General features: G+C 62.3%; 18 protein-coding genes and 1 pseudogene. 17 read left to right on the top strand and 2 right to left on the bottom strand.

Annotation, left to right across the window (positions count from 1 at the left end; genetic code table 11):
- Nucleotides 1-112: 112 nt before the first annotated feature.
- The 12 genes and pseudogenes from BM275_RS15415 (at nucleotide 113) to BM275_RS15465 (ending at nucleotide 14,018) form a co-directional block, all read left to right on the top strand.
- On the top strand, nucleotides 113-1,468 hold the full coding sequence (locus BM275_RS15415; protein ID WP_090522155.1) for an 8-oxoguanine deaminase: 1,356 nt from the start codon (nucleotides 113-115) through the stop codon (nucleotides 1,466-1,468).
- Between the two features lie 203 nt (nucleotides 1,469-1,671).
- Nucleotides 1,672-2,763, top strand: a complete 1,092-nt coding sequence (locus BM275_RS15420; protein WP_090522157.1) for a BMP family ABC transporter substrate-binding protein — start codon at nucleotides 1,672-1,674, stop codon at nucleotides 2,761-2,763.
- A gap of 138 nt (nucleotides 2,764-2,901) precedes the next feature.
- On the top strand, nucleotides 2,902-3,876 hold the full coding sequence (locus BM275_RS15425; protein ID WP_090522159.1) for a 2-oxoglutarate and iron-dependent oxygenase domain-containing protein: 975 nt from the start codon (nucleotides 2,902-2,904) through the stop codon (nucleotides 3,874-3,876).
- Nucleotides 3,877-4,037: 161 nt separating this feature from the next.
- Nucleotides 4,038-5,489, top strand: coding sequence for a xanthine dehydrogenase small subunit (gene xdhA / locus BM275_RS15430; protein ID WP_090522160.1), 1,452 nt, complete (start codon nucleotides 4,038-4,040; stop codon nucleotides 5,487-5,489).
- Nucleotides 5,482-7,878: a xanthine dehydrogenase molybdopterin binding subunit gene (gene xdhB, locus BM275_RS15435; RefSeq protein ID WP_090522162.1), complete on the top strand. Its 2,397-nt coding sequence runs from the start codon at nucleotides 5,482-5,484 to the stop codon at nucleotides 7,876-7,878. The genes xdhA and xdhB overlap by 8 nt, the downstream gene beginning before the upstream one ends.
- A gap of 115 nt (nucleotides 7,879-7,993) precedes the next feature.
- Nucleotides 7,994-8,854, top strand: coding sequence for a xanthine dehydrogenase accessory protein XdhC (gene xdhC, locus BM275_RS15440; protein ID WP_090522164.1), 861 nt, complete (start codon nucleotides 7,994-7,996; stop codon nucleotides 8,852-8,854).
- An 86-nt stretch (nucleotides 8,855-8,940) separates the two neighbouring features.
- The gene (gene guaD, locus BM275_RS15445; RefSeq protein WP_014819425.1) at nucleotides 8,941-10,245 is read left to right on the top strand and encodes a guanine deaminase; all 1,305 of its coding nucleotides are present in this window, start codon (nucleotides 8,941-8,943) and stop codon (nucleotides 10,243-10,245) included.
- 366 nt (nucleotides 10,246-10,611) lie between these two features.
- Entirely contained in the window at nucleotides 10,612-11,058 is a 447-nt protein-coding gene (locus BM275_RS22440; RefSeq protein ID WP_230697625.1) for an IS110 family transposase, read from the top strand.
- Entirely contained in the window at nucleotides 10,943-11,563 is a 621-nt protein-coding gene (locus tag BM275_RS22445) for a transposase (RefSeq protein WP_230697626.1), read from the top strand. The genes BM275_RS22440 and BM275_RS22445 overlap by 116 nt, the downstream gene beginning before the upstream one ends.
- A gap of 367 nt (nucleotides 11,564-11,930) precedes the next feature.
- A complete protein-coding gene (locus tag BM275_RS15455; RefSeq protein ID WP_090522166.1) occupies nucleotides 11,931-12,584 on the top strand; it encodes a VOC family protein in 654 nt (217 codons plus the stop codon).
- Between the two features lie 84 nt (nucleotides 12,585-12,668).
- Nucleotides 12,669-13,774: pseudogene (locus BM275_RS15460) on the top strand (IS5 family transposase).
- 43 nt (nucleotides 13,775-13,817) lie between these two features.
- The gene (locus BM275_RS15465; RefSeq protein ID WP_014819422.1) at nucleotides 13,818-14,018 is read left to right on the top strand and encodes a DUF1737 domain-containing protein; all 201 of its coding nucleotides are present in this window, start codon (nucleotides 13,818-13,820) and stop codon (nucleotides 14,016-14,018) included.
- Between the two features lie 530 nt (nucleotides 14,019-14,548).
- On the opposite strand, the gene BM275_RS15470 is transcribed toward BM275_RS15465, so the two are convergent.
- The gene (locus BM275_RS15470) at nucleotides 14,549-15,304 is read right to left on the bottom strand and encodes a GntR family transcriptional regulator (RefSeq protein ID WP_014819421.1); all 756 of its coding nucleotides are present in this window, start codon (nucleotides 15,302-15,304) and stop codon (nucleotides 14,549-14,551) included.
- A 354-nt stretch (nucleotides 15,305-15,658) separates the two neighbouring features.
- Here BM275_RS15470 and BM275_RS15475 point away from each other — a divergent pair, with 354 nt between their 5' ends.
- Both BM275_RS15475 and BM275_RS15480 read left to right on the top strand, forming a co-directional pair.
- Nucleotides 15,659-17,005: an NCS2 family permease gene (locus BM275_RS15475; RefSeq protein ID WP_090522168.1), complete on the top strand. Its 1,347-nt coding sequence runs from the start codon at nucleotides 15,659-15,661 to the stop codon at nucleotides 17,003-17,005.
- Nucleotides 17,006-17,084: 79 nt separating this feature from the next.
- Nucleotides 17,085-17,711, top strand: a complete 627-nt coding sequence (locus tag BM275_RS15480; protein ID WP_090522170.1) for a LysE family translocator — start codon at nucleotides 17,085-17,087, stop codon at nucleotides 17,709-17,711.
- Between the two features lie 254 nt (nucleotides 17,712-17,965).
- Here BM275_RS15480 and uraH read toward each other — a convergent pair whose 3' ends face one another.
- Nucleotides 17,966-18,319, bottom strand: a complete 354-nt coding sequence (gene uraH / locus BM275_RS15485; RefSeq protein WP_090522172.1) for a hydroxyisourate hydrolase — start codon at nucleotides 18,317-18,319, stop codon at nucleotides 17,966-17,968.
- A gap of 279 nt (nucleotides 18,320-18,598) precedes the next feature.
- On the opposite strand from uraH, the gene puuE reads away from it, so the two are divergent.
- From puuE to alc, 3 genes are all read left to right on the top strand, one after another.
- Nucleotides 18,599-19,528 carry an allantoinase PuuE gene (gene puuE / locus BM275_RS15490; RefSeq protein ID WP_090522174.1) on the top strand — a complete coding sequence of 310 codons (930 nt, stop codon included), beginning with the start codon at nucleotides 18,599-18,601 and terminating at the stop codon, nucleotides 19,526-19,528.
- Complete coding sequence (uraD, locus tag BM275_RS15495; RefSeq protein WP_090522176.1) at nucleotides 19,528-20,043, top strand: 2-oxo-4-hydroxy-4-carboxy-5-ureidoimidazoline decarboxylase; 516 nt, start codon at nucleotides 19,528-19,530, stop codon at nucleotides 20,041-20,043. Before puuE ends, uraD begins: the two co-directional genes overlap by 1 nt.
- A 65-nt stretch (nucleotides 20,044-20,108) precedes the next feature.
- Entirely contained in the window at nucleotides 20,109-21,104 is a 996-nt protein-coding gene (gene alc, locus BM275_RS15500; protein ID WP_090522178.1) for an allantoicase, read from the top strand.
- Nucleotides 21,105-21,260 lie beyond the last annotated feature (156 nt).

Below are 21,260 nucleotides of genomic sequence, written 5' to 3' on the forward strand. Positions count from 1 at the left end.
CAAACCTTTTATCTTCCTCCTCGGCGCACGGCTTGCCTGCGCCCCCTGGATCAGCAGACAGGGCATAACTGAGCTGGCTACTCTGAACTCAACCCTCAGGAGAAAGCCGGCCATGCCTGCTGACCGTATCTGGATCAAGAATCCCCTTGCCCTGTTCACCGCCAACGACACCCAGGCCCCCGGCGGGCTGGTGGTCGAGAACGGCGTCATCGTCGAAATGCTCGCCGCCGGGGCTTCACCCGCGCAGCCGGTGAGCGAGACGTTCGATGCCCGCGAGCACGTCGTGCTGCCGGGGCTGATCAACACCCACCACCACTTCTACCAGACCCTCACCCGCGCCTGGGGGCCGGTGGTCAACGAGCCGCTGTTCAACTGGCTGCTGACCCTCTACCCGGTCTGGGCGCGGCTCACGCCGCAGGCGCTGCAGCTGGCGAGCAAGGTGGCGCTGGCCGAGTTGCTGTTGTCCGGTTGCACCACGGCGGCGGATCACCACTACCTGTTTCCGGGCGGGCTCGAGGACGCCATCGACATTCAGGTCGAGGCCGTCCGCGAGCTGGGCATGCGCGCCATGCTCACCCGCGGTTCGATGAACCTGTCCAAGGAGAACGGCGGCCTGCCCTGCAAGAACGTGGTACAGGACGCCGAGACGATTCTTGCCGACAGCGAGCGGCTGATCGATCGCTACCACGAGCGCGGCGACGGCGCGCAGATCCAGATCGCCCTGGCGCCCTGCTCGCCGTTCTCGGTCACCACCGACATCATGCGTGCCTGTGCCGAGATAGCCGGAGCACGCGACGTGCGCCTGCATACGCATCTTGCCGAAACACTGGACGAACAGGAGTTCTGCGCGAAGCGCTTCGGCATGCGCACCGTGGACTACCTGCAGAGCGTCGGCTGGCTCGGGCCGCGAACCTGGCTGGCCCATGGCATCCATTTCAACCAGGTGGAAATTCACCGCCTGGGTGCAGCCGGTGTGGGCATCTGCCATTGCCCGAGTTCCAACATGCGCCTGGCCTCCGGCATCTGCCACACGCTCGAGCTCGAGGACAAGGGCGCCATCATCGGCCTGGGCGTCGACGGTTCGGCCTCCAACGACGCCTCCAACATGATGCTCGAAGCGCGTCAGGCGCTGTTCATCCAGCGCCTGCGCTACGGCGCCGAGAAGATCACCCCGCAGAAGGTGCTCGGCTGGGCGACCCGCGGCTCCGCACGCCTGCTCGGGCGCAGCGACATCGGCGAGTTGGCGGTCGGCAAACAGGCCGACCTCGCCCTGTTCAAGCTCGACGAACTGCGCTTCTCCGGTAGCCATGACCCCGTCGCCGCGCTGCTGCTTTGCGCAGCCGACCGTGCCGACCGGGTGATGGTCGACGGCAAATGGCGCGTCGTCGACGGGCAGGTCGAAGGCCTCGACGTGCAGGGGCTGATCGCCGATCACCAGCAGGCGGCCCGACAGCTGGTAAACGGCTGATCAGCGATGATCGAGGCTTGCACCAAAGCTGGGCAGCGTGGATTACTGGCGCACCAGCACAAGCCTCGACCAGGCATCAGCGTCGAGTCGAAGCGCCCGCAACCCGGCACAACGAAGGTATCTGTCCAGTTGGTCAGCTTTTTGCTAACCAGCTATCAGCCAACATAGGCTCTGTAGCTAGACAAACAGGAGCGTCACCCGCCATGCAGAACAACACTCGGAAAACCCTGCTGCGTGCACTCGCCGCAGCGATCGGCTTCAGCGCCGCACTGACGACCGCCGCAGCGTCGGCCGCCGATCCGTTGAAGGTCGGCTTCGTCTACATCGGCCCGATCGGCGACCACGGCTGGACCTACCAGCACGAGCAGGGCCGCAAGTACATGGAAGAAAAACTGGGCGACAAGGTGAAGACCAGCTTCGTCGAGAACGTGCCGGAAGGCGCCGATGCCGAGCGGGTCATCCGCAATATGGCCAAGAGCGACTACGACCTGATCTTCACCACCTCCTTCGGCTACATGAACCCCACGTTGAAGGTCGCCAAGCAGTTCCCCAAGGTCACCTTCGAGCACGCCACCGGTTACAAGCAGGCGAAGAACGTCGGCACCTACCTGACCCGTTCCTATGAGGGCCGCTATGTGGGCGGCTTCCTCGCGGCGAAGATGACCAAGACCAAGAAGGTCGGCTACATCGCCTCCTTCCCGATTCCGGAAGTGATCCGCGACATCAACTCGATCCAGCTGGCGCTGGACAAGTACAACCCCGGCACAGAGATCAAGGTGGTGTGGGTCAACACCTGGTTCGATCCGGGCAAGGAAGCCGATGCCGCCAACGCGCTGATCGACCAGGGCGTCGACGTGATCTTCCAGCACACCGACAGCCCGGCGCCGATCCAGGCCGCCGAGCGTCGTGGCGTCTACTCGGTCGGTTACGCCTCGGACATGCAGCACTTCGGGCCCAAGGCCGTGCTGACCTCCATCGTCAACGACTGGGGCCCGCACTACACCAAGTCCGCCGAAGCGGTGATGGCCGGCACCTGGAAATCCGAAGACTTCTGGGGTGGTCTGGCCCAGGACAGCATCAGCCTGCCGATCAGCGATCTGGTGCCGGCCGATGTGAAGACCGAAGCCGAAGCGATCATCGCCAGCATCAAGAGCGGTGAATTCCACCCGTTCACCGGCCCGATCAAGGACCAGGCTGGCGAAGTGCGCATCGTCGAGGGCGAGACCGCCAGCATCAAGGACCTCGCCTCGATGAATTACTACGTCGAAGGCGTCAAGGCTGAAATGCCGAAGTAAGCGTTACCCGCGCCGGCCCCGCCCGGCGCACTGCGGAATCTGCGTGCCGTCCCGCCACTTGGCGAACCGCACGCAGGGGGCATTGCCCTCGAAAGCCGCCGGTACGAGAAGACCGGCGGCGCCGTACCGGAGTCAGCCATGAATTCACTGCCCGTCATCGATATTTCCCCGCTCTATAACGCCGACGAGGCCGGCCATCTGGCCGTTGCCGAGGCCATCGACCGCGCCTGCCGCGAGTGGGGCTTCTTCTACATCAAGGGTCATCCGATCAGCGCCGAGCGCATCGCTGCCCTCACCGACCATGCCCAGCGGTTCTTTGCCCTGCCCGCCGAAGAAAAGCTGAAGATCGACATCACCAAGAGCCGCCACCACCGCGGCTACGGTGCCGTCGCTACCGAGCAGCTCGACCCGAGCCAGCCGTGCGACCTCAAGGAAACCTTCGACATGGGTTTCCATATGCCTGCAGATCACCCGGAAGTGCTGGCCGAAAAGCCGCTGCGCGGGCCCAACCGTCATCCGCTCCAGATCGAAGGCTGGACCGAGCTGATGGAGGGTCATTACCGCGACATGCAGGATCTCGCCTGCACCCTGCTGCGTGCCATCGCGCTCGCCCTGGGCATCGAGCGGGACTTCTTCGACAAGCGCTTCGTCGAGCCGATCAGCGTATTCCGCATGATCCACTACCCGCCCCGGCAGACGGCCACTAGCGCCGATCAGCAAGGCGCCGGCGCGCACACCGACTACGGCTGCGTCACCCTGCTCTATCAGGACCAGGCCGGCGGCCTGCAGGTGCAGAACGTCAAGGGCGAATGGATCGACGCGCCGCCCATCGAAGGCACCTACGTGGTCAACATCGGCGACATGATGGCGCGCTGGAGCAATGATCGTTACAAGTCGACGCCACATCGCGTGATCAGCCCGCTGGGCGTGGATCGCTATTCGATGCCATTCTTCGCCGAGCCGCATCCAGACACCGAAATCAGCTGTCTGCCCGGCTGCTACAGCGACGACAACCCACCGAAATACCCCAGCACCACCTGCAGTCGGTACATGCTCTCGCGCTTCGCCGAGACCTACGCCTACCGACGGCAGGGCGAGGCCGAATCGGCCTGAGCGGGCTTTACTTGCAGTAGGAAAAACCGGGCGATGGCCACCTAGCCTTCGCCCGACCTGCGCGCGCATGCCGCATTGACTTTTGAGTCAGGAATAAGTTGACCGAAAAGTCAGATAGCGATAATTTGCGCGTCAGAACAACAACAGTCGGAGGCACCGCCTTGATCCAGTTTCTCCTCAATCGTGAGCTGCGCAGCGAGCACGCTCTCGACCCCAACACCACGGTGCTGCAGTACCTGCGCGAACACCGCGGCAAGACGGGCACCAAGGAAGGCTGTGCCTCCGGCGACTGTGGCGCCTGTACCGTCGTGGTCGGCGAACTGGTCGGCGATCGGCTGCGCTACCGCACCCTGAACTCCTGCCTGACCTTCGTCTGCGCTCTGCACGGCAAGCAACTGATCACCGTCGAAGACCTCAAGCATCAGGGTCAGCTGCATAGCGTCCAGCAGGCGATGGTCGATTGCCACGGCTCGCAGTGCGGCTTCTGTACTCCCGGTTTCGTCATGAGCCTGTTCGCCTTGCAGAAGAATCGCGGCGACGGCGTGCAGACCTACGATCCACACCAGACCCACGAAGCCCTGGCCGGCAACCTCTGCCGCTGCACCGGCTACCGCCCGATTCTCGAAGCCGCCGAGCAGGCCTGCTGCAGCAAGCAGCCGGACCAGTTCGACGCCCGCGAAGCCGAGACCATCGCCCAGCTGCAGCGCATCGCGCCGCGTGAAACGGCCGAACTCAGCGACGGCGAGAAGCGCAGCCTGTCACCGCTGACCATCGCTGAGCTGGCCGAGCTGTATGCCGCCAATCCGCAAGCGCGGCTGCTCGCCGGCGGCACCGACCTGGCGCTGGAGGTCACCCAGTTCCACCGCGAGCTGCCGGTGATGATCCATGTCGGGCAGATCACCGAGATGAAGCAGGTCCAGATCACCGACCGCCATATCGAGATCGGTGCAGCCGCACCGCTGACCGACTGCTACGCCGCGCTGGCTGCCGAGTACCCGGACTTCGGCGATCTGCTGCAGCGCTTCGCCTCGCTACAGATCCGCAATCAGGGCACGCTGGGCGGCAACATCGGCAACGCCTCGCCCATCGGCGACGCCCCACCGCTGCTGATCGCCCTGGGCGCCGAGGTCGTGCTGCGCAAGGGCGATGTCAGCCGCACCCTGCCGCTGGAAGATTACTTCCTCGACTACAAGGTCACCGCGCGCCAGCCCGGCGAGTTCATCGAGCAGATCATCGTGCCGCGCGCCACGCCGGATCGCCTGTTCCGTGCCTACAAGGTTTCCAAACGACTGGACGACGACATCTCGGCGGTCTGCGCCGCGTTCGATCTCAAAATCACAGATGGCATGATCGCCGATGCCCGCGTCGCCTTTGGCGGCATGGCGGCGATCCCAAAACGCGCCGCGGCCTGCGAGGCGACCCTGAACGGCGCGCCGTGGAACCAGCAAACCGTGGAAGCCGCTTGCGAGGCGCTGGCCGAGGACTTCACGCCGCTGACCGATTTCCGCGCCAGCCGCGAATATCGCCTGCTGGTCGCGCAGAACCTGCTGCGTAAATGCTTCCTCGAACAACACGCACCGAAAACCGAAACGAGGGTGACCGCTTATGTCTAACCACGTAACCACCCGCACTCAGGAAGAAATCGCGGCGCTGTTTACCGAGGATCTGATCACCGGCGTCGGCAAGAGCGTCAAGCACGACAGCGCGCCCAAGCATGTCTCTGGCGAGGCGGTGTACGTCGACGACCGCCTGGAGTTTCCCAATCAGCTGCATATTTATGCGCGCATGAGCGACCGTGCCCACGCACGCATCGCCCGCATCGACACCGCGCCCTGCTATGAGGTGCCTGGCGTCGCCATTGCCATCACCGCTCAGGATGTACCCGGGCAGCTGGATATCGGCGCTGTATTGCCGGGTGATCCGCTGCTCGCCGACGGCAAGGTCGAGTACATCGGCCAGCCGGTGATCGCCGTCGCGGCCGACAGCCTGGAAACCGCGCGCAAGGCAGCCATGGCCGCAATCATCGAATACGAGGATCTGGAGCCGGTGCTCGACGTGGTCGAGGCGCTGCACAAGAAGCACTTCGTGCTCGACAGCCACACCCACCAGCGTGGTGACTCGGCCACGGCCCTGGCCAGCGCGCCGCGTCGGCTGCAGGGCTCGCTGCACATCGGCGGGCAGGAGCACTTCTATCTGGAGACCCAGGTTTCCTCGGTCATGCCCACCGAGGACGGCGGCATGATCGTCTTCACCTCGACGCAGAACCCCACCGAGGTGCAGAAGCTCGTCGCTGAGGTGCTCGGCGTTTCGATGAACAAGATCGTCATCGACATGCGCCGCATGGGCGGCGGCTTCGGCGGCAAGGAAACCCAGGCCGCCGGCCCGGCGTGCATGTGCGCGGTGATAGCACGCCTCACCGGCCGCCCGACCAAGATGCGCCTGCCACGCATGGAAGACATGACCATGACCGGCAAGCGTCACCCGTTCTACGTCGAATACGACGTCGGCTTCGATGACGACGGCCTGCTGCACGGCATTGAGATCGACCTGGCCGGCAACTGCGGCTACTCGCCGGACCTTTCCGGCTCGATCGTCGACCGCGCCATGTTCCATTCCGACAACGCCTACTACCTGGGCGACGCCACCATCAACGGCCATCGCTGCAAGACCAACCTCGCCTCGAACACCGCCTACCGCGGCTTCGGCGGCCCGCAGGGCATGGTCGCCATCGAGGAGATCATGGACGCGGTGGCCCGCGAGCTGGGCAAGGACCCGCTCGAGGTGCGCAAGCGCAACTACTACGGCAAGACCGAGCGCAACGTCACCCACTACTACCAGACCGTCGAGCACAACATGCTCGAGGAGATGACCGCCGAGCTGGAAGCCAGCAGCGACTATGCAAAGCGACGCGAAGATATCCGCGCGTTCAATGCCGCAAGCCCGATCCTGAAGAAGGGCCTGGCGCTGACGCCGGTGAAGTTCGGCATCAGCTTCACCGCCAGCTTCCTCAACCAGGCCGGCGCGCTGGTGCACGTCTACACCGACGGCAGCATCCACCTGAACCATGGCGGCACCGAGATGGGTCAGGGCCTGAACACCAAGGTCGCCCAGGTGGTGGCCGAGGTGTTCCAGGTCGATATCGACCGCATCCAGATCACCGCGACCAATACCGACAAAGTGCCGAACACTTCGCCGACGGCAGCAAGCAGCGGCACCGACCTCAACGGCAAGGCGGCGCAAAATGCCGCGCAGACCATCAAGCAGCGGCTGGTGGAGTTCGCCGCGCGCAAGTGGCAGATCTTCGAGGAAGATGTCGAGTTCAAGAATGGCCAGGTGCGCCTGCGCGACCAGTACATCAGCTTCGATGAGCTGATCCAGCAGGCCTATTTCGGCCAGGTTTCGCTGTCGTCCACCGGTTTTTACCGCACTCCGAAGATCTACTACGACCGCAGCCAGGCGCGCGGCAGGCCGTTCTACTACTTCGCCTACGGCGCGGCCTGTTCGGAAGTGATCGTCGACACCCTGACCGGCGAATACAAGATGCTGCGCAGCGACATCCTGCATGACGTCGGCGCCTCGCTGAACCCGGCCATCGATATCGGCCAGGTCGAAGGCGGCTTCGTCCAGGGCCTGGGCTGGCTGACCATGGAAGAGCTGGTCTGGAACGACAAGGGCAAGCTGATGACCAGTGGCCCGGCCAGCTACAAGATCCCGGCGGTGGCGGACATGCCGCTGGATCTGCGGGTCAAGCTGGTGGAGAACCGCAAGAACCCCGAAGACACCGTGTTTCACTCCAAGGCCGTGGGCGAGCCGCCGTTCATGCTCGGGATATCCGTCTGGTGCGCGATCAAAGACGCCGTGGCGAGCCTGGCGGATTACAAGGTTCAGCCGAAGATCGACGCGCCAGCGACGCCGGAGCGGGTGCTGTGGGGTGTGGAGCAGATGCGTAGGTTGAAGCAGACCGCGAGCAGGTCTGCGGCAGCGGAGACCACCCCGGCCTGACCAAGGGTGGACAACCCTGTGATTGTCCACCATCAACACAACTTGATCGTTTGGGTGGAAGGCGCTTCGCGGTTTTTTCCACGGAGCGGCCGCCCGAACTACTAGGGACACAGACATGAGCAACACGGCCTGGATCGAAGCACTCGCCGACCTGCAACAACAAGGCGAACCCTGCGTGCTGGTGACCATCATCGAGGAACGCGGCTCCACGCCGCGCAATGCCGGCTCGAAGATGGTGGTCAGCCGCGAGCGCCTGTACGACACCATCGGCGGCGGCCATCTGGAATACAAGGCGCAAGAGATCGCCCGCGAAATGCTGGAAAAGCGCAGCCGCGGCACCCGTCTCGAGCGTTTCTCCCTCGGCGCCAGCCTCGGTCAGTGCTGCGGTGGCGCCACGGTGCTGCTGTTCGAGACCATGGGCCAGCCGCAGGCGCATATCGCCGTGTTCGGTGCCGGGCATGTCGGGCGCGCGCTGGTGCCGCTGCTGGCCAGCCTGCCGTGCAAGGTGCGCTGGATCGATTCGCGCGATAACGAATTCCCCGCCGAGATTCCGCGCGGCGTGGAAAAGGTGGTCAACGACGATGTGGTCGAGGAAGTGGATAACATGCCCGCCGGCAGCTACTTCATCGTCATGACCCACAATCATCAGCTGGATCTGGAGCTGTCCGCCGCGATCCTCTCGCGCAACGATTTCACCTACTACGGGCTGATCGGCTCGAAGAGCAAACGCGCCAGATTCGAACACCGCCTGCGCGACCGTGGCTTTGGGGCCGAAACGGTGCAACGCATGCGCTGCCCGATGGGCATCGCCGAGGTGAAGGGCAAGCTGCCGGTGGAGATCGCCGTGTCCATCGCTGGTGAAGTGATCGCCACCTACAACGCGCATTTCGGTGAAAAGGGTGGCGAGAAGACCGCGGACGGTGAAAAGCCGGTACCGATGCTGGTCCCCGCTTCGCGCCGCGCCCAGACAAACTGACCACCCGACCTTGTGGCAGGCACACCTCCGGCGACGGCCTGCCCATGTCAACGCATCACCTCACACAACGATTTTCGAGAGTCACCATGCCAAGCACCAAAGCCTACCGTGCCGCCCTGCTCCACTGCCTCGCCGACCCGCGCGACGTGGGCATCGAGCAATCCCATGAATACTTCGAGGACGGCCTGCTGATCGTCGAGGACGGCAAGGTCGCACGCATCGGCCATGCCGCCGAGCTGCTGCCGACCCTGGCGGCCGGCACAGAGATAGTCGAATACCCGGATGCGCTGATTACCCCTGGCTTCGTCGATACCCATATCCACTACCCGCAGGTCGGCGTCATCGGCTCCTACGGCGCGCAGCTGCTCGACTGGCTGGAAACCTACACCTTCCCAAACGAGGGCCGTTTCAGCGACATGGCACATGCTCGCGAGCAGGCCGACCTGTTCCTCACCGAACTACTGCGCAACGGCACCACCACGGCGCTGGTATTCGGTACCGTGCACAAGCAATCGGTGGATGCCTTCTTCGAAGCGGCGGAAAAGCTCAACCTGCGGATGATCGCCGGCAAGGTGCTGATGGACCGCAACGCGCCGGACTTCCTCACCGACACCGCCGAGTCCAGCTATGCCGACAGCCGCGAGCTGATCGAGCGCTGGCACGGCAAGGGTCGCCTTCACTACGCCGTCACCCCGCGCTTTGCGCCGACCAGCACACCCGAACAACTAACCCTGGCCGGTAAGCTGTTCGCCGAATTTCCCGGGCTGTACATGCACACCCATATCTCCGAGAACAAGCAGGAGGTCGAATGGGTCAAGGCGCTGTTCCCCGAGCGCAGCGGCTACCTCGACGTATACGACCACCACGGCCTGATCGGTGCGCGCTCGGTATTCGCGCACGGCGTTCATCTGTGTGACGACGAATGCAAACGCCTCGGCGAGACAGGTTCCGCCGTCGCCTTCTGCCCGACGTCCAACCTGTTCCTCGGCAGTGGCCTGTTCGACCTGGCCAAGCTGGAAGGTCACGGCGTGCGCGTGGGCCTGGGCACGGATGTCGGTGGCGGCACCAGCTTCTCGCAACTGCAAAGCCTCAACGAGGCCTACAAGGTGCTGCAGCTGCAGGGGCAGAAGCTCGACGCGTTCAAGGCCCTATACCTCGCCACGCTCGGCGGTGCGCGGGCGCTCTATCTGGACGACAAGATCGGCAACCTGCAACCGGGCAAGGATGCCGACTTCGTTGTGCTCGATTACAAGGCAACTCCGCTGATCGACTACCGGCTGAGCCAGGCGACGACGCTCCAGGAAAAGCTCTTTGCGCTGATGACTCTCGGCGACGATCGCGCTGTGAAGGAAACCTACGTCGCCGGGGTCTCGGTGCACAGCAAAGCATAAGCTCGCCACCGCTGTGTAAGGTGAGTAATGCCACGAGGTAAAGTGTGACTGGGAATCTGGTGGGCTGAAGCCCACCCTTGTATGTTGAATCCATCGTCAATAAGCGATGATTCGAAGCGTTACCGGGAGGCCGTCCCACCCTGGAGACACCTTGAGTGATCTCGTTTGTAGATTGGCCCCCCGCCTCATTACCAACTGCGTGGAGTATCCGGAAGCCAGCTCGCGAGAGGTGGACTTCGCATCACAAGGTTGCAGCGGTAAGAAGTGCGAGGTCGGGGAACCGGTGATGATTGTTACGCATAAATCAGTGGAGGTGAACCCGTGGAGACTTTTGTTGGTGTGGATGTTGGAGCAAAGTCCGTCGCAGTGGCTCAGTGGCGTGCTGGGCGTGTTGTCGACACAGCGGAGTTTCGCCAAACCCACGAGGGGCATCAGGCACTGATCAAGCGGCTCAAGGGGCTCACGGTGGCCCGCGTGGTGTTGGAAGCCACAGGCGTTTACTACCTGGACCTGGCGGTGGCGCTGCAGCGAGCCGGCTTGCCGGTGGCAGTCATCAATCCACGCAGCTTTCACCACTTCGCCCAGCTCAAGTTGAGCAACAGCAAGACCGATGCGGCGGATGCCGCGCTGTTGGCTGAATACGGCGAGTGTATGAAACCCTGTCCTGTGGCAGGCGCCCGACGACACCCTGATGGGCCTGCGCGACATAGGGCGACAGATCAACCGCCTGACCGCAGCTCGCACCCAGGCCAAGAATCGGCTACATGCCCTGCGCTCGAAGTCATCTACCTTACCCTTGCTTGTCGACGATGAAGTCGAAGGCATCGAACGTCTGGATCAGCGCATCGAGAGGTTGACCAAGGCTGCCTGCGAGCTGATCGGCCAACAGCCGCAACACCAGCAGCACCTGGCGAACCTCAAGCAGGCCAAGGGTATCGCTCAAGCCAGCGCTATCGCATTGCTGGCCGAGCTGTGCGTGTTGCCCAGAGAGCTGAAAGCCGCCCAGGTCAGCCGCTACGCCGGCCTGGACGTGCGGCTATGCCAATCGGGCACCAGCGTCAACAAGCCCGGACGCTTGAGCAAGGCTGGCAACGCCTACCTGCGCAGTGCGCTCTACATGCCAGCCTTGTCTGCGGTGCGCCATGACCCGAACGCCAAAGCGTTTTATGAGGTCTTGCAGAAGCGAGGCAAGAAGAAAATCCAGGCACTGTGTGCGGTCATGCGCAAGTACCTGACGGGAATCTGGGCCTGTCTCAAACTCGGCGTGCCCTTCGACTCCACCCGGTTTTTCAGCGATCAGCACATAAAAAATGCTTGATCGCCAATAGAGTATCTACTCGCTGCGCTGGAGGGGCTGCGCTCGGTAAATCTCGATAATTCAGCCCTGGCCGCGTCGATGTAAAGGAAAGAAGAGTAGCCATGATATCGCTCTATGCCTGATCACACCGCTTTTCAAACCGGCTGCAGCGATCGGCTGGAACCGGCTGAAGCTCGAATACCACCGCCTGCACAAAAGGAGACGGGCTCCGCCGCGTAACGGCTCCAAGGGGTCAGTGCGGCCGGAATCGGTGTAATGTATAAAGACGCGTTGCAGGACTGTCGGCTCCGGTGACGCCGCAGGGAATACCGCTCCGCTCGCTGGGGGCTTAAGCCCCCACCTTAACCAAACGTCAAGAGGTCTTAGCGTGCCGCGTTGCCAGTTAGACCACATCACGGTTACGTCACCATCACTTGAAGCAGGTGCGGAGTTTATATGGCAAACCCTTGGAGCCGAGCCCCAGATTGGTGGCGAGCATCCGCGAATGGGAACGCACAACTTGCTTTTACGGCTGGGCGACGCGCTGTTCCTTGAAGTCATCTCGCCCAATCCGGATGCACCTGCGCCCGAGCGGCCTCGTTGGTTCGGTCTCGAGAGCTTGCGCCCCGACGCAATGCCATCCCTTTCTACGTGGGTTGCTCGCACCACTGACATTCATGCAATGGCAGGCGCTTGCTCTGAGCCGCTTGGGGTAGTCGAGTCCATTAGCCGTGGCGCACTAAACTGGCTAATTACTATTCCCGCCGATGGTTCAGTTCCTCTAAATGGCATCGGCCCTGCACTAATTGAATGGCAGACTGACATTCATCCTGCTGCGAAGCTTCAAGACCTTGGGCTGTCCCTCGTCAAGCTTGAACTCTTTCACCCTGAGCCAGCGCGTGTTGCTCGTATGCTGTCTTCCCTCGATCTTAACTGCTTGCTGTCTGTATCTCCGCTGCCGAGAAGAGCGGCTCCAAATTTGGTCGCCTATATCAACACACCACAGGGGCTTCGGGCGCTGCTACCCCCAACCTGGCCCTGAACTAGAGCGTTATAAACCTATACTAAGAGGGTGTTTACAAAAAATAGTATAATCTGGCTTTTTCAGTCGAAGCGAGAGATCGAAATGGGCCGCCCCCGCAAGCTACAGGGTGATCACGTAGCGATCCTGGTGGCAATCGTCGAGTCTGATCCGACCGCCACGCTGGAGGAGATCGGTGCTGAACTGGCCCGTCGTACCGGATTGAGTGTGCATCAGTAGACGCTGATCACCACACTACGCCGGCAGGGCATCGAGCGTGCGCCCAGCCATGAAGCGGTGATGGTGGAGGCGGCGGTGCCTGGCCCTGCACGATACGGCTATAGCGCCGCCCATCGACGCCTGGAGCCGGAACAGATCTACCCCAGTTGCCTGACCAATGCCGAGTGGACCTTAGTCCGGGATCTCTTCGAGAACGAGGGCGGTCGAGGGCTGCCGCCGCGGTTCAGCCGCCGGACATTGGTCGATGCCTGCTGTTATGTGGTGCGGACCGGAGGTTCCTGGAGGATGTTGCCTAAACACTTCCCGCGCTGGCAGAACGTGTACCGGACCTTCCGTCGTTGGAGCGCTCAGGGCAAGTTCGAGCAGATGCATGATCGTCTGCGGGCGCAATGGCGTGAGCGAGAGGCGCGCGCGGCAGAACCCACGGCGGCGGTACTGGATGCCCAGTCCACGCGCGGTTCCCCACAAGGAGGCGATACGGGCTATGACGCGGGCAAGAAGGTCAAGGGACGCAAGCGCCACCTGGTGGTCGATACGCTGGGGCTGCTGCTGGCGGTCAGCGTAACGGCCGCCAGTGTGCAGGACCGCGATGGCGCTCATCCGGTGGTGGCGGCGGCGATGACGAAATATCCCAGCATCCAGAGGCTGTTCGCCGATAGCGGCTATGCCGGCCAGTGTGCGCAGACGGTCTCCCAATGCCATGGCATCCGGGTCCAGGTGGTGCGGCATCCGGCCAACAGGAACGTGGGCCGCTGGATACGCCCCGAACAGCTGGACCTGTTTACGGTGAAAGCCGATGCTCAAGGCTTCGCTTCGTTGTATTGGCCAAGCGCTGGGTCGTCGAGCGCACGCATGCTTGGAACGAACGTGCACGACGGCTGGCGATGCATCACGATCGACTGGCGCAGGTCGCTGAAGCTTGGGTCTGGCTCACTGAGGCGAGACTGCTGCTTCGCCGGCTGACTACCTGATTTTGTAAACACCCTCTAAGAAAACTTCGGAATAGGAAATTTTATGAAGTTATATAGATTTGTTACAGGACCGGACGATGTTCTGTTCTGCATGCGGATAACCGAATCGCTGAACAACGGCTGGGAACTGCATGGTGGCCCAACTCTCACATTCGATGGTAAGACGCCGATAGCCGGGCAGGCCCTGATAAAAGAGGTGCCTGGGGAGAAATTTTCCAGCGATATCGATCTCAAGTCATACTGATGGCTGTAGTGGTCAACCGATTCTGGGACACTGCTTTAAGTTTTTTTTTCTCGGCAATAGCGGGCGGTAGTCCGCTGCTGGTCGTTTTCTGCCTGTTGTCTCTTTTACGTGCATGTCAGCCCGATGGTAGGTCAGGGATCTTAAACTGGCTTCGTTGGCGATCTCTTTCTTTTCAGAAGCTATAGCCATACTGGTTAGGTATGAAAAGCACCGGGGGTGAGCAAAGCCCCCGTTTTCATTGATTTTCTATTCCACATAAAAGGAGACCTACGCGGCCGGGTGCAGCGTGCACAAGCGCTAGGGCTGTTGAGTTCGCCGAGCACCGCGTGCGTGGACAACGGCGAAGCCTTGTCCACGCCCCAAGATGCGCCGGACGTCCCTCCAATCAAGAGCGGCGTCCGCAGCATGAGCAGGGCGGCGTTCCGCTCCCGCCAAACCCGCCCCCCCCGGTCGGTGGGCTGAAACGGAACGCCGCCCGGCCTACTTCTAATATCGATGATCCCGCACAACGGCAGGATCCACATCGAATCTCAGCGCAGTACGCGCGGCTTCTTCTTGCCAAGCACCAGATGCGAAAACACGGCGTGCAGGTCATCCGACGCACTGTCTTCGTCGAGGTTGAGCTTGCTGTCGATGTGATCCATGTGATGCATCATCAGGCTCACTGCCTTCTCGCTGTCGCGGGCAGCGATGGCATCGATCAGCTGGTTGTGTTCGTCGAAAGAGCAATGCGAGCGGTTGCCGCTCTCGTACTGGGCGATGATCAGCGAGGTCTGCGAGACCAGGCTGCGCTGAAAGCTCACCAGCGGCGCGTTCTTTGCCGCCTCGGCCAGCTTCAGGTGAAACTCACCGGACAGGCGAATGCCGGCGCCGCGATCGCCGCGAGCGAAGCAATCCTGCTCGTCGGCCACCATCTGCCGCAGTTCCGCCAGTTGCTCAGCAGTAGCGTGCTGAACCGCCAGTTCCGTGATGGCGCGCTCCACCATTCGCCTGGCAAAGAAGATCTGCCGGGCTTCCTCCACGCTGGGGCTTGCCACCACCGCCCCGCGATTCGGGCGCAACAGCACCACGCCTTCGTGAGCCAACCGCGATAACGCGCGGCGGATGATGGTCCGACTCACCCCGAAGATTTCGCCCAGCGCTTCTTCGCTGAGCTTGGTACCCGGCGCCAGGCGTTGTTCGAGAATGGCGTCGAAAATATGGGCGTAAACGATGTCGTCCTGGGTCCCGGTACGGACCTTGCCGTTTCGTGTCGGCTTTTTCAGAGGCTGCAACTGTTCGTTCATGGTGACTCGCGTCGGAAGTATCGGCAGACCGAACTTTACTGCCTTTCGCCATGTGCCTGGCAGTAGCCGATGGTTAAACAGCGAAATAAATCCAAATATTGTGCACAATCAAGCGGGAAGCCTACATCTGTTCGTTCACCATAGCGCTTCACGCAGAACAGGATTGATAGTCAAAAGCCGCCTGAACGACTGAATTTGCGCAAATCGAGTTGCAATTCCTGTATACAAAAGCATAATCGCGTCAAGCCTTCCTGACCTTTCGGTCAATAAACCGAGCAGAAGAGCCCTCACCATCACCTGCCCTCGAGAGCACCGCTCTGGGTGATAGACAACAAGAACGATGAGGAACACCTTGTGGAAACCACGAAGCAGGTACACCCGACCCTCGGGCTGCAACCGAAGAACGCGGGTTTGCTCGACCGATTCTTCAAACTCAGCGAACACCGCACCAGTATCCGCACCGAACTGCTCGCCGGCCTGACGACCTTCGTCACCATGGCCTACATCATCTTCGTCAACCCGAACATCATGGCCGACGCCGGCATCGACCACGGCGCTGCCTTCGTTGCCACCTGCATCGGCGCGGCGCTCGGCTGCCTATTGATGGGGCTGTACGCCAACTGGCCGGTGGGCCTGGCGCCAGGCATGGGCCTGAACGCCTTCTTCACCTACACGGTGGTCGGCGAGATGGGCTACAGCTGGGAGATCGCGCTCGGCGCGGTGTTCATCTCCGGCGTGCTGTTCATGATCATGAGCCTGTCGCGCATCCGCGAATGGCTGCTCAACAGCATCCCCATGAGCCTACGCTTCGCTATGGGCGCTGGCGTCGGCCTGTTCCTCGGCCTGATCGGCCTGAAGACCGCCGGCATCGTCGTCGATAGCCCGGCAACATTGCTGACTATGGGCTCGTTCGCCGAGCCGTCGGCGCTGCTGGCCGCGGTGTGCTTTCTGATGATCGCCGTACTCAGCCACCGCAATGTCTTCGGTGCGATCCTGGTCAGCATGCTGGTGGTCACCGCCACCGGCTGGGCGCTTGGTCTGGTCGAGTACAACGGCCTGGTGTCGATGCCCCCGAGCCTGGCGCCGACCTGGCTGGCCATGGATATCGCCGGCGCGCTCAACGTGGCGATGGTCAGCGTGATCCTCGCCTTCCTCTTCGTGAACATGTTCGACACCGCCGGCACCCTGATGGGCGTCGCCCACCGTGCCAACCTGGTCAATGAGGACGGCAAGATCGAGAACCTCTCCCGCGCGCTGAAGGCCGACAGCAGCTCCAGCGTGGTCGGCGCCTTCGTCGGTTGCCCACCGGTTACCAGCTACGTGGAAAGCGCCGCGGGCGTCGCCGCCGGCGGCCGCACCGGGCTGACCGCAGTGACCGTCGGCGTGCTGTTCCTGATTGCCATGTTCTTCGCCCCACTGGCCGGCATGATTCCCGCCTATGCCACCGCCGGCGCGCTGATCTACGTGGCGATGCTGATGATGAGTGGCCTGGCGAATATCGACTGGAAGGACCACACCGACACCATCCCGGCCATCGTCACCGTGGTGATGATGCCGCTGACCTTTTCCATCGCCAACGGTATCGCCCTGGGCTTCTTGACCTACGCGACGCTCAAGCTGTTGACTGGCCAGCGCGACAAGGTATCGATCAGCCTGTATGTGTTGTGCGTGATATTCATCGCCAAGTTCGCGTTTCTCTGAACCGGGCCGGCAGCGCCCGGCTCACCTACGGCCCCACTGCTCCGCAGTGGGGCTTTTGCATTGGCTATAGGAGGCCGTCATGACCCTGGAAATATGGCTGTTGTTCGCCGGTGCGGCGCTGGTGGTGATCCTGATCCCCGGGCCGCTGTCGTTACTGATGATCAGCAACAGCCTGAACTACGGAGTGCGCCGCTCCTGGCCGGCCTTCCTGGGAGGTGTGACAGCTTCCATCGCCCTGCTCAGCGCCTCGGCGCTGGGGCTTGGCGCGCTCCTGATGGCCTCGGAGCGGCTGTTCAGCACGCTCAAGCTGGTCGGTGCCCTGTACCTGTTCTACCTCGCCTGGCAGAGCTGGAAGGAAGCCCGTCGCACACCCATCGCCCACGAGATCGAAAGCCCCGCCCTCGCCCCACGTTTCAGTCGATTGTTCGGCCGGGCGTTCATCCTTGGTGGCAGCAATCCAAAGGACATCCTCTTCTTCGCCGCCTTTCTGCCGCAGTTTCTCAGCGCGGGGCAGCCGTTGCTGCCGCAGCTATTGCTAATGATCCTTACCTGGGCCGTGCTCGATCTGCTCTGCAAGCTGGCCTACGGGTTGGGCGCGCAGGGGGCGGCACGTTACCTGCGCACCGGGAAAGGGCATGCGTGGTTCAACCGGACCAGCGCGGCGCTGTTTGGGGGCGCGGGAGCGGCGTCTTTGATGAGTCGGTAGCGCTCTTTAGCGAAGCCTTTGTCTAGTCGTTAGCGGGCGTCAGACAAAGATCTGCACGCCACCCCCGGTGGAAAACGCGGCGCGTTTTTCCACCCCTGCTACTCGCCGACACGAAAGAAAGGTAAAGCATCGAGCAATGCGCACGCTGTAACCCGCGCCGAGCGCCTCACGCCAACCAAACTCACCCCATAAAAAACCCGCCATTAAGGCGGGCAAAGGGACTCCACAAGAGTCAGCACTGAAGGGAAAAGCGACTAGCTACCCCGATACGTCGAATAGCTATACGGCGATACCAACAACGGCACGTGGTAATGCTCCTGCTCCGAATCGATCCCGAAGCGCAGCACCACCACATCGAGAAACGCAGGATCCGCCAGGACCACACCACGGCGGCGGTAGTAATCGCCGGCACTGAACTGCAGCTGATAGACACCGGACAGGTAATCCGCACCTTCCAGCAACGGACTGTCGCAGCGCCCGTCGGCATTGGTCTCACGGGTTGCGACCAGGGTCAGCGCCTGATCCTCGACGCGGTACAGCTCCACCTTGATTCCGCTGCCCGGGCAACCGTGGGCGGCGTCGAGTACGTGTGTGGTCAATCGGCCCACGGGCACCTCCGCTCTGTTGAATGGAAACTGCCCCGAGCATAACCATCCTCCCCACATCGCTCAAGACAATCTGCAGATATTTTTGTATACAGTTTTTCAAGCATCGGTTGGCCCGTTACCTGCAAGCTGCAGATGCCTCTGAGCATGGTTGATCGCGACACGGCAGATACCAGCTATAGCGAAAGGATGAAAATTGCTATTTACAAAGCCTCATTCAATTTGTATACAATCCAGCCATCCGGTCGTGCCATGACGACCTGCCATACAGGAAGCACCCCAGTGAGCGCCGACTACCCACGCGACCTGATCGGTTACGCCAGCAACCCACCGCACCCGCACTGGCCGGGCGATGCGCGTATCGCGTTGTCCTTCGTGCTGAATTACGAGGAAGGTGGCGAACGCTGCGTGCTGCACGGCGACAAGGAATCCGAGGCCTTTCTCTCCGAGATGGTCGCCGCGCAACCGTTGCAAGGCGTGCGCCACATGAGCATGGAGTCGCTCTACGAATACGGCAGCCGTGCTGGCGTATGGCGCCTGCTCAAGCTGTTCGACAAGCACGACATCCCGCTGACCATCTTCGCCGTCGCCATGGCCGCCCAGCGTCACCCCGAGCTGATCAAGGCGATGGCAGGCTCAGGTCACGAAATCTGCAGCCACGGCTACCGCTGGATCGACTACCAGTACATGGATGAGGCGCAGGAGCGCGAGCACATGCAGGAAGCCATCCGCATCCTCGGCGAGATCACCGGCGAACGGCCGCTCGGCTGGTACACCGGCCGCACCGGCCCCAACACCCGGCGCCTGGTACGCGAGGAAGGCGGCTTTCTCTACGACTCCGACACCTACGACGACGACCTGCCGTACTGGGACTCCGAGTCGACGCCGGACAAGCCGCATCTGGTGATCCCCTACACGCTGGACACCAACGACATGCGCTTCACCCAGGTGCAGGGCTTCAACAGCGGCGATGACTTCTTCACCTACCTGAAGGATGCGTTCGACGTGCTCTACGCCGAAGGCTGCGAAGGCGCGCCGAAGATGTTGTCCATCGGCATGCACTGCCGGCTGCTCGGGCGCCCGGCGCGTCTGGCGTCGCTGGCACGCTTCATTGAGTACGTGAAGGGTCATGAGAAGGTCTGGTGCGCCCGTCGTGTCGACATCGCCCGCCACTGGCACGCCACCCACCCTTTTATCGCGGAGCGCAATTGATGACCCCGTTCAAGACGATCAAACCCTCGACGCTGGATCGCGACGCCTTCGTCGCCGCCTTTGCCGACGTCTACGAGCACTCACCCTGGGTTGCCGAAACCGTTTACCAGGCGGGCGTCGACGAGACGCTGGACGACATCGAAGTGCTGCACACCCGCCTGTCCCAGGCGATGCTCGCCGCCGACCATGACACTCAGCTGGCCTTGGTCAATGCTCACCCCGACCTGGCCGGCAAGGCCGCCGTGCGTGGCGAGCTGACCGCCTCCAGTACCTCGGAACAGGCCGGCGCCGGCATCCACGAATGCACGCCGGAGGAGTTCGCCCGCTTCACCGAACTCAACGAGGCCTACAAGGCCAAGTTCGGCTTCCCCTTCATCATGGCGGTCAAAGGCAGCAACCGGCACCAGATCCTCGCCGCATTCGAAGAACGCATCCACAACGATCCCGAGCAGGAATTCGCCCGGGCGCTGGTGGAAATCAACAAGATCGCCCTGTTCCGCCTGCAGGCGATGTAACGAGCACCAACCGCAACAAAGGCAGTAATGACAGAAACCGCTTCTCATCCAAGGCAGACGAGTCCATGAAAGCTTACGCCGTACCCTTCGAAAAATACGTCAACCTGGCCGATGCCCGCCTGGGCACCCGCGCCATCTCCGTCACCGACGATTGGTTCGCCGACGTCAACCGGTTGTTCCAGCCAACGCCGGCCGTATGGAAGGAGGGCGTTTTCGATGACAACGGCAAGTGGATGGATGGCTGGGAGTCGCGCCGCAAGCGCTTCGAAGGTTACGACCATGCGGTGATCCGCCTGGGCGTGCCTGGTCAGATCAAGGGCGTGGATATCGACACCAGCCACTTCACCGGCAACTACCCGCCGTCCGCCTCGCTGGAAGCCTGCTTCGTCGCTGACGGCGACCCGATCGAAGACACCGTCTGGACGGAAATCCTTCCGGCCGTCGAGCTCCAGGGCAACAGCCACCACTACCACGAGATCGCCTTCGACAAGCCGGTCAGCCACCTGCGCTTCAACATCTACCCGGACGGCGGCGTGGCGCGTCTGCGCGTGCACGGCATCCCGTTCCGCGACTGGAGCAGCGTCGGCGACAACGAGCAGATCGACCTGGCGGCGGCGCTGAATGGCGGTCGCGCGCTGGCCTGCTCGGACGAGCATTTCGGCCGTATGAGCAACATCCTCAACCCGAACCGCGGCGAAAACATGGGCGACGGCTGGGAAACCGCCCGCCGCCGCACGCCCGGCAACGACTGGGTCATCGTCGCCCTCGGCCATCCGGGCGAGATCGAGCGCATCGTCGTCGACACCCTGCACTTCAAGGGCAACTACCCGGACAGCTGCTCGGTCCAGGCGGCTTACGTCAAAGGTGGCACCGACAGCCAGATCGAGACCCAGAGCCTGTTCTGGCGCGAGCTGCTGTCGAGCCAGAAGCTGTCGATGCACGCCGAACATGAGTTCAGCGAGCAGATCGCCAAGCTCGGCCCGATCACCCATGTGCGTCTGAACATCTTCCCGGATGGCGGTGTGAGCCGGCTGCGGTTGTTTGGCAAGGTGGCGAAGTAGGAAGCGCCTTTCCCCTCACCCCGGCCTCTCCCCGAGAGGAGAGGGAGGAACGAGGTCAGCCGTTTCTCCGCGCCAGTTCCCTCTCCCCTCCGGGGAGAGGGTTAGGGTGAGGGGGAGCAGCCCCAAGCGAATACCGATCCTTCAACAAAGAACGAG

Origin of the sequence: Stutzerimonas kunmingensis, from assembly GCF_900114065.1 — a bacterium.
Classification (GTDB): domain Bacteria; phylum Pseudomonadota; class Gammaproteobacteria; order Pseudomonadales; family Pseudomonadaceae; genus Stutzerimonas; species Stutzerimonas kunmingensis.

What these genes read in the sequence shown, in the direction of transcription:
- BM275_RS15415 (WP_090522155.1), top strand. Translation starts at nt 113, where the DNA reads ATGCCTGCTGACCGTATCTGGATCAAGAATCCCCTTGCCCTGTTCACC.
- BM275_RS15420 (WP_090522157.1), top strand. Translation starts at nt 1,672, where the DNA reads ATGCAGAACAACACTCGGAAAACCCTGCTGCGTGCACTCGCCGCAGCG.
- BM275_RS15425 (WP_090522159.1), top strand. Translation starts at nt 2,902, where the DNA reads ATGAATTCACTGCCCGTCATCGATATTTCCCCGCTCTATAACGCCGAC.
- xdhB (WP_090522162.1), top strand. Translation starts at nt 5,482, where the DNA reads ATGTCTAACCACGTAACCACCCGCACTCAGGAAGAAATCGCGGCGCTG.
- xdhC (WP_090522164.1), top strand. Translation starts at nt 7,994, where the DNA reads ATGAGCAACACGGCCTGGATCGAAGCACTCGCCGACCTGCAACAACAA.
- guaD (WP_014819425.1), top strand. Translation starts at nt 8,941, where the DNA reads ATGCCAAGCACCAAAGCCTACCGTGCCGCCCTGCTCCACTGCCTCGCC.
- BM275_RS15465 (WP_014819422.1), top strand. Translation starts at nt 13,818, where the DNA reads ATGAAGTTATATAGATTTGTTACAGGACCGGACGATGTTCTGTTCTGC.
- BM275_RS15470 (WP_014819421.1), bottom strand. Translation starts at nt 15,304, where the DNA reads ATGAACGAACAGTTGCAGCCTCTGAAAAAGCCGACACGAAACGGCAAG.
- BM275_RS15480 (WP_090522170.1), top strand. Translation starts at nt 17,085, where the DNA reads ATGACCCTGGAAATATGGCTGTTGTTCGCCGGTGCGGCGCTGGTGGTG.
- uraD (WP_090522176.1), top strand. Translation starts at nt 19,528, where the DNA reads ATGACCCCGTTCAAGACGATCAAACCCTCGACGCTGGATCGCGACGCC.
- alc (WP_090522178.1), top strand. Translation starts at nt 20,109, where the DNA reads ATGAAAGCTTACGCCGTACCCTTCGAAAAATACGTCAACCTGGCCGAT.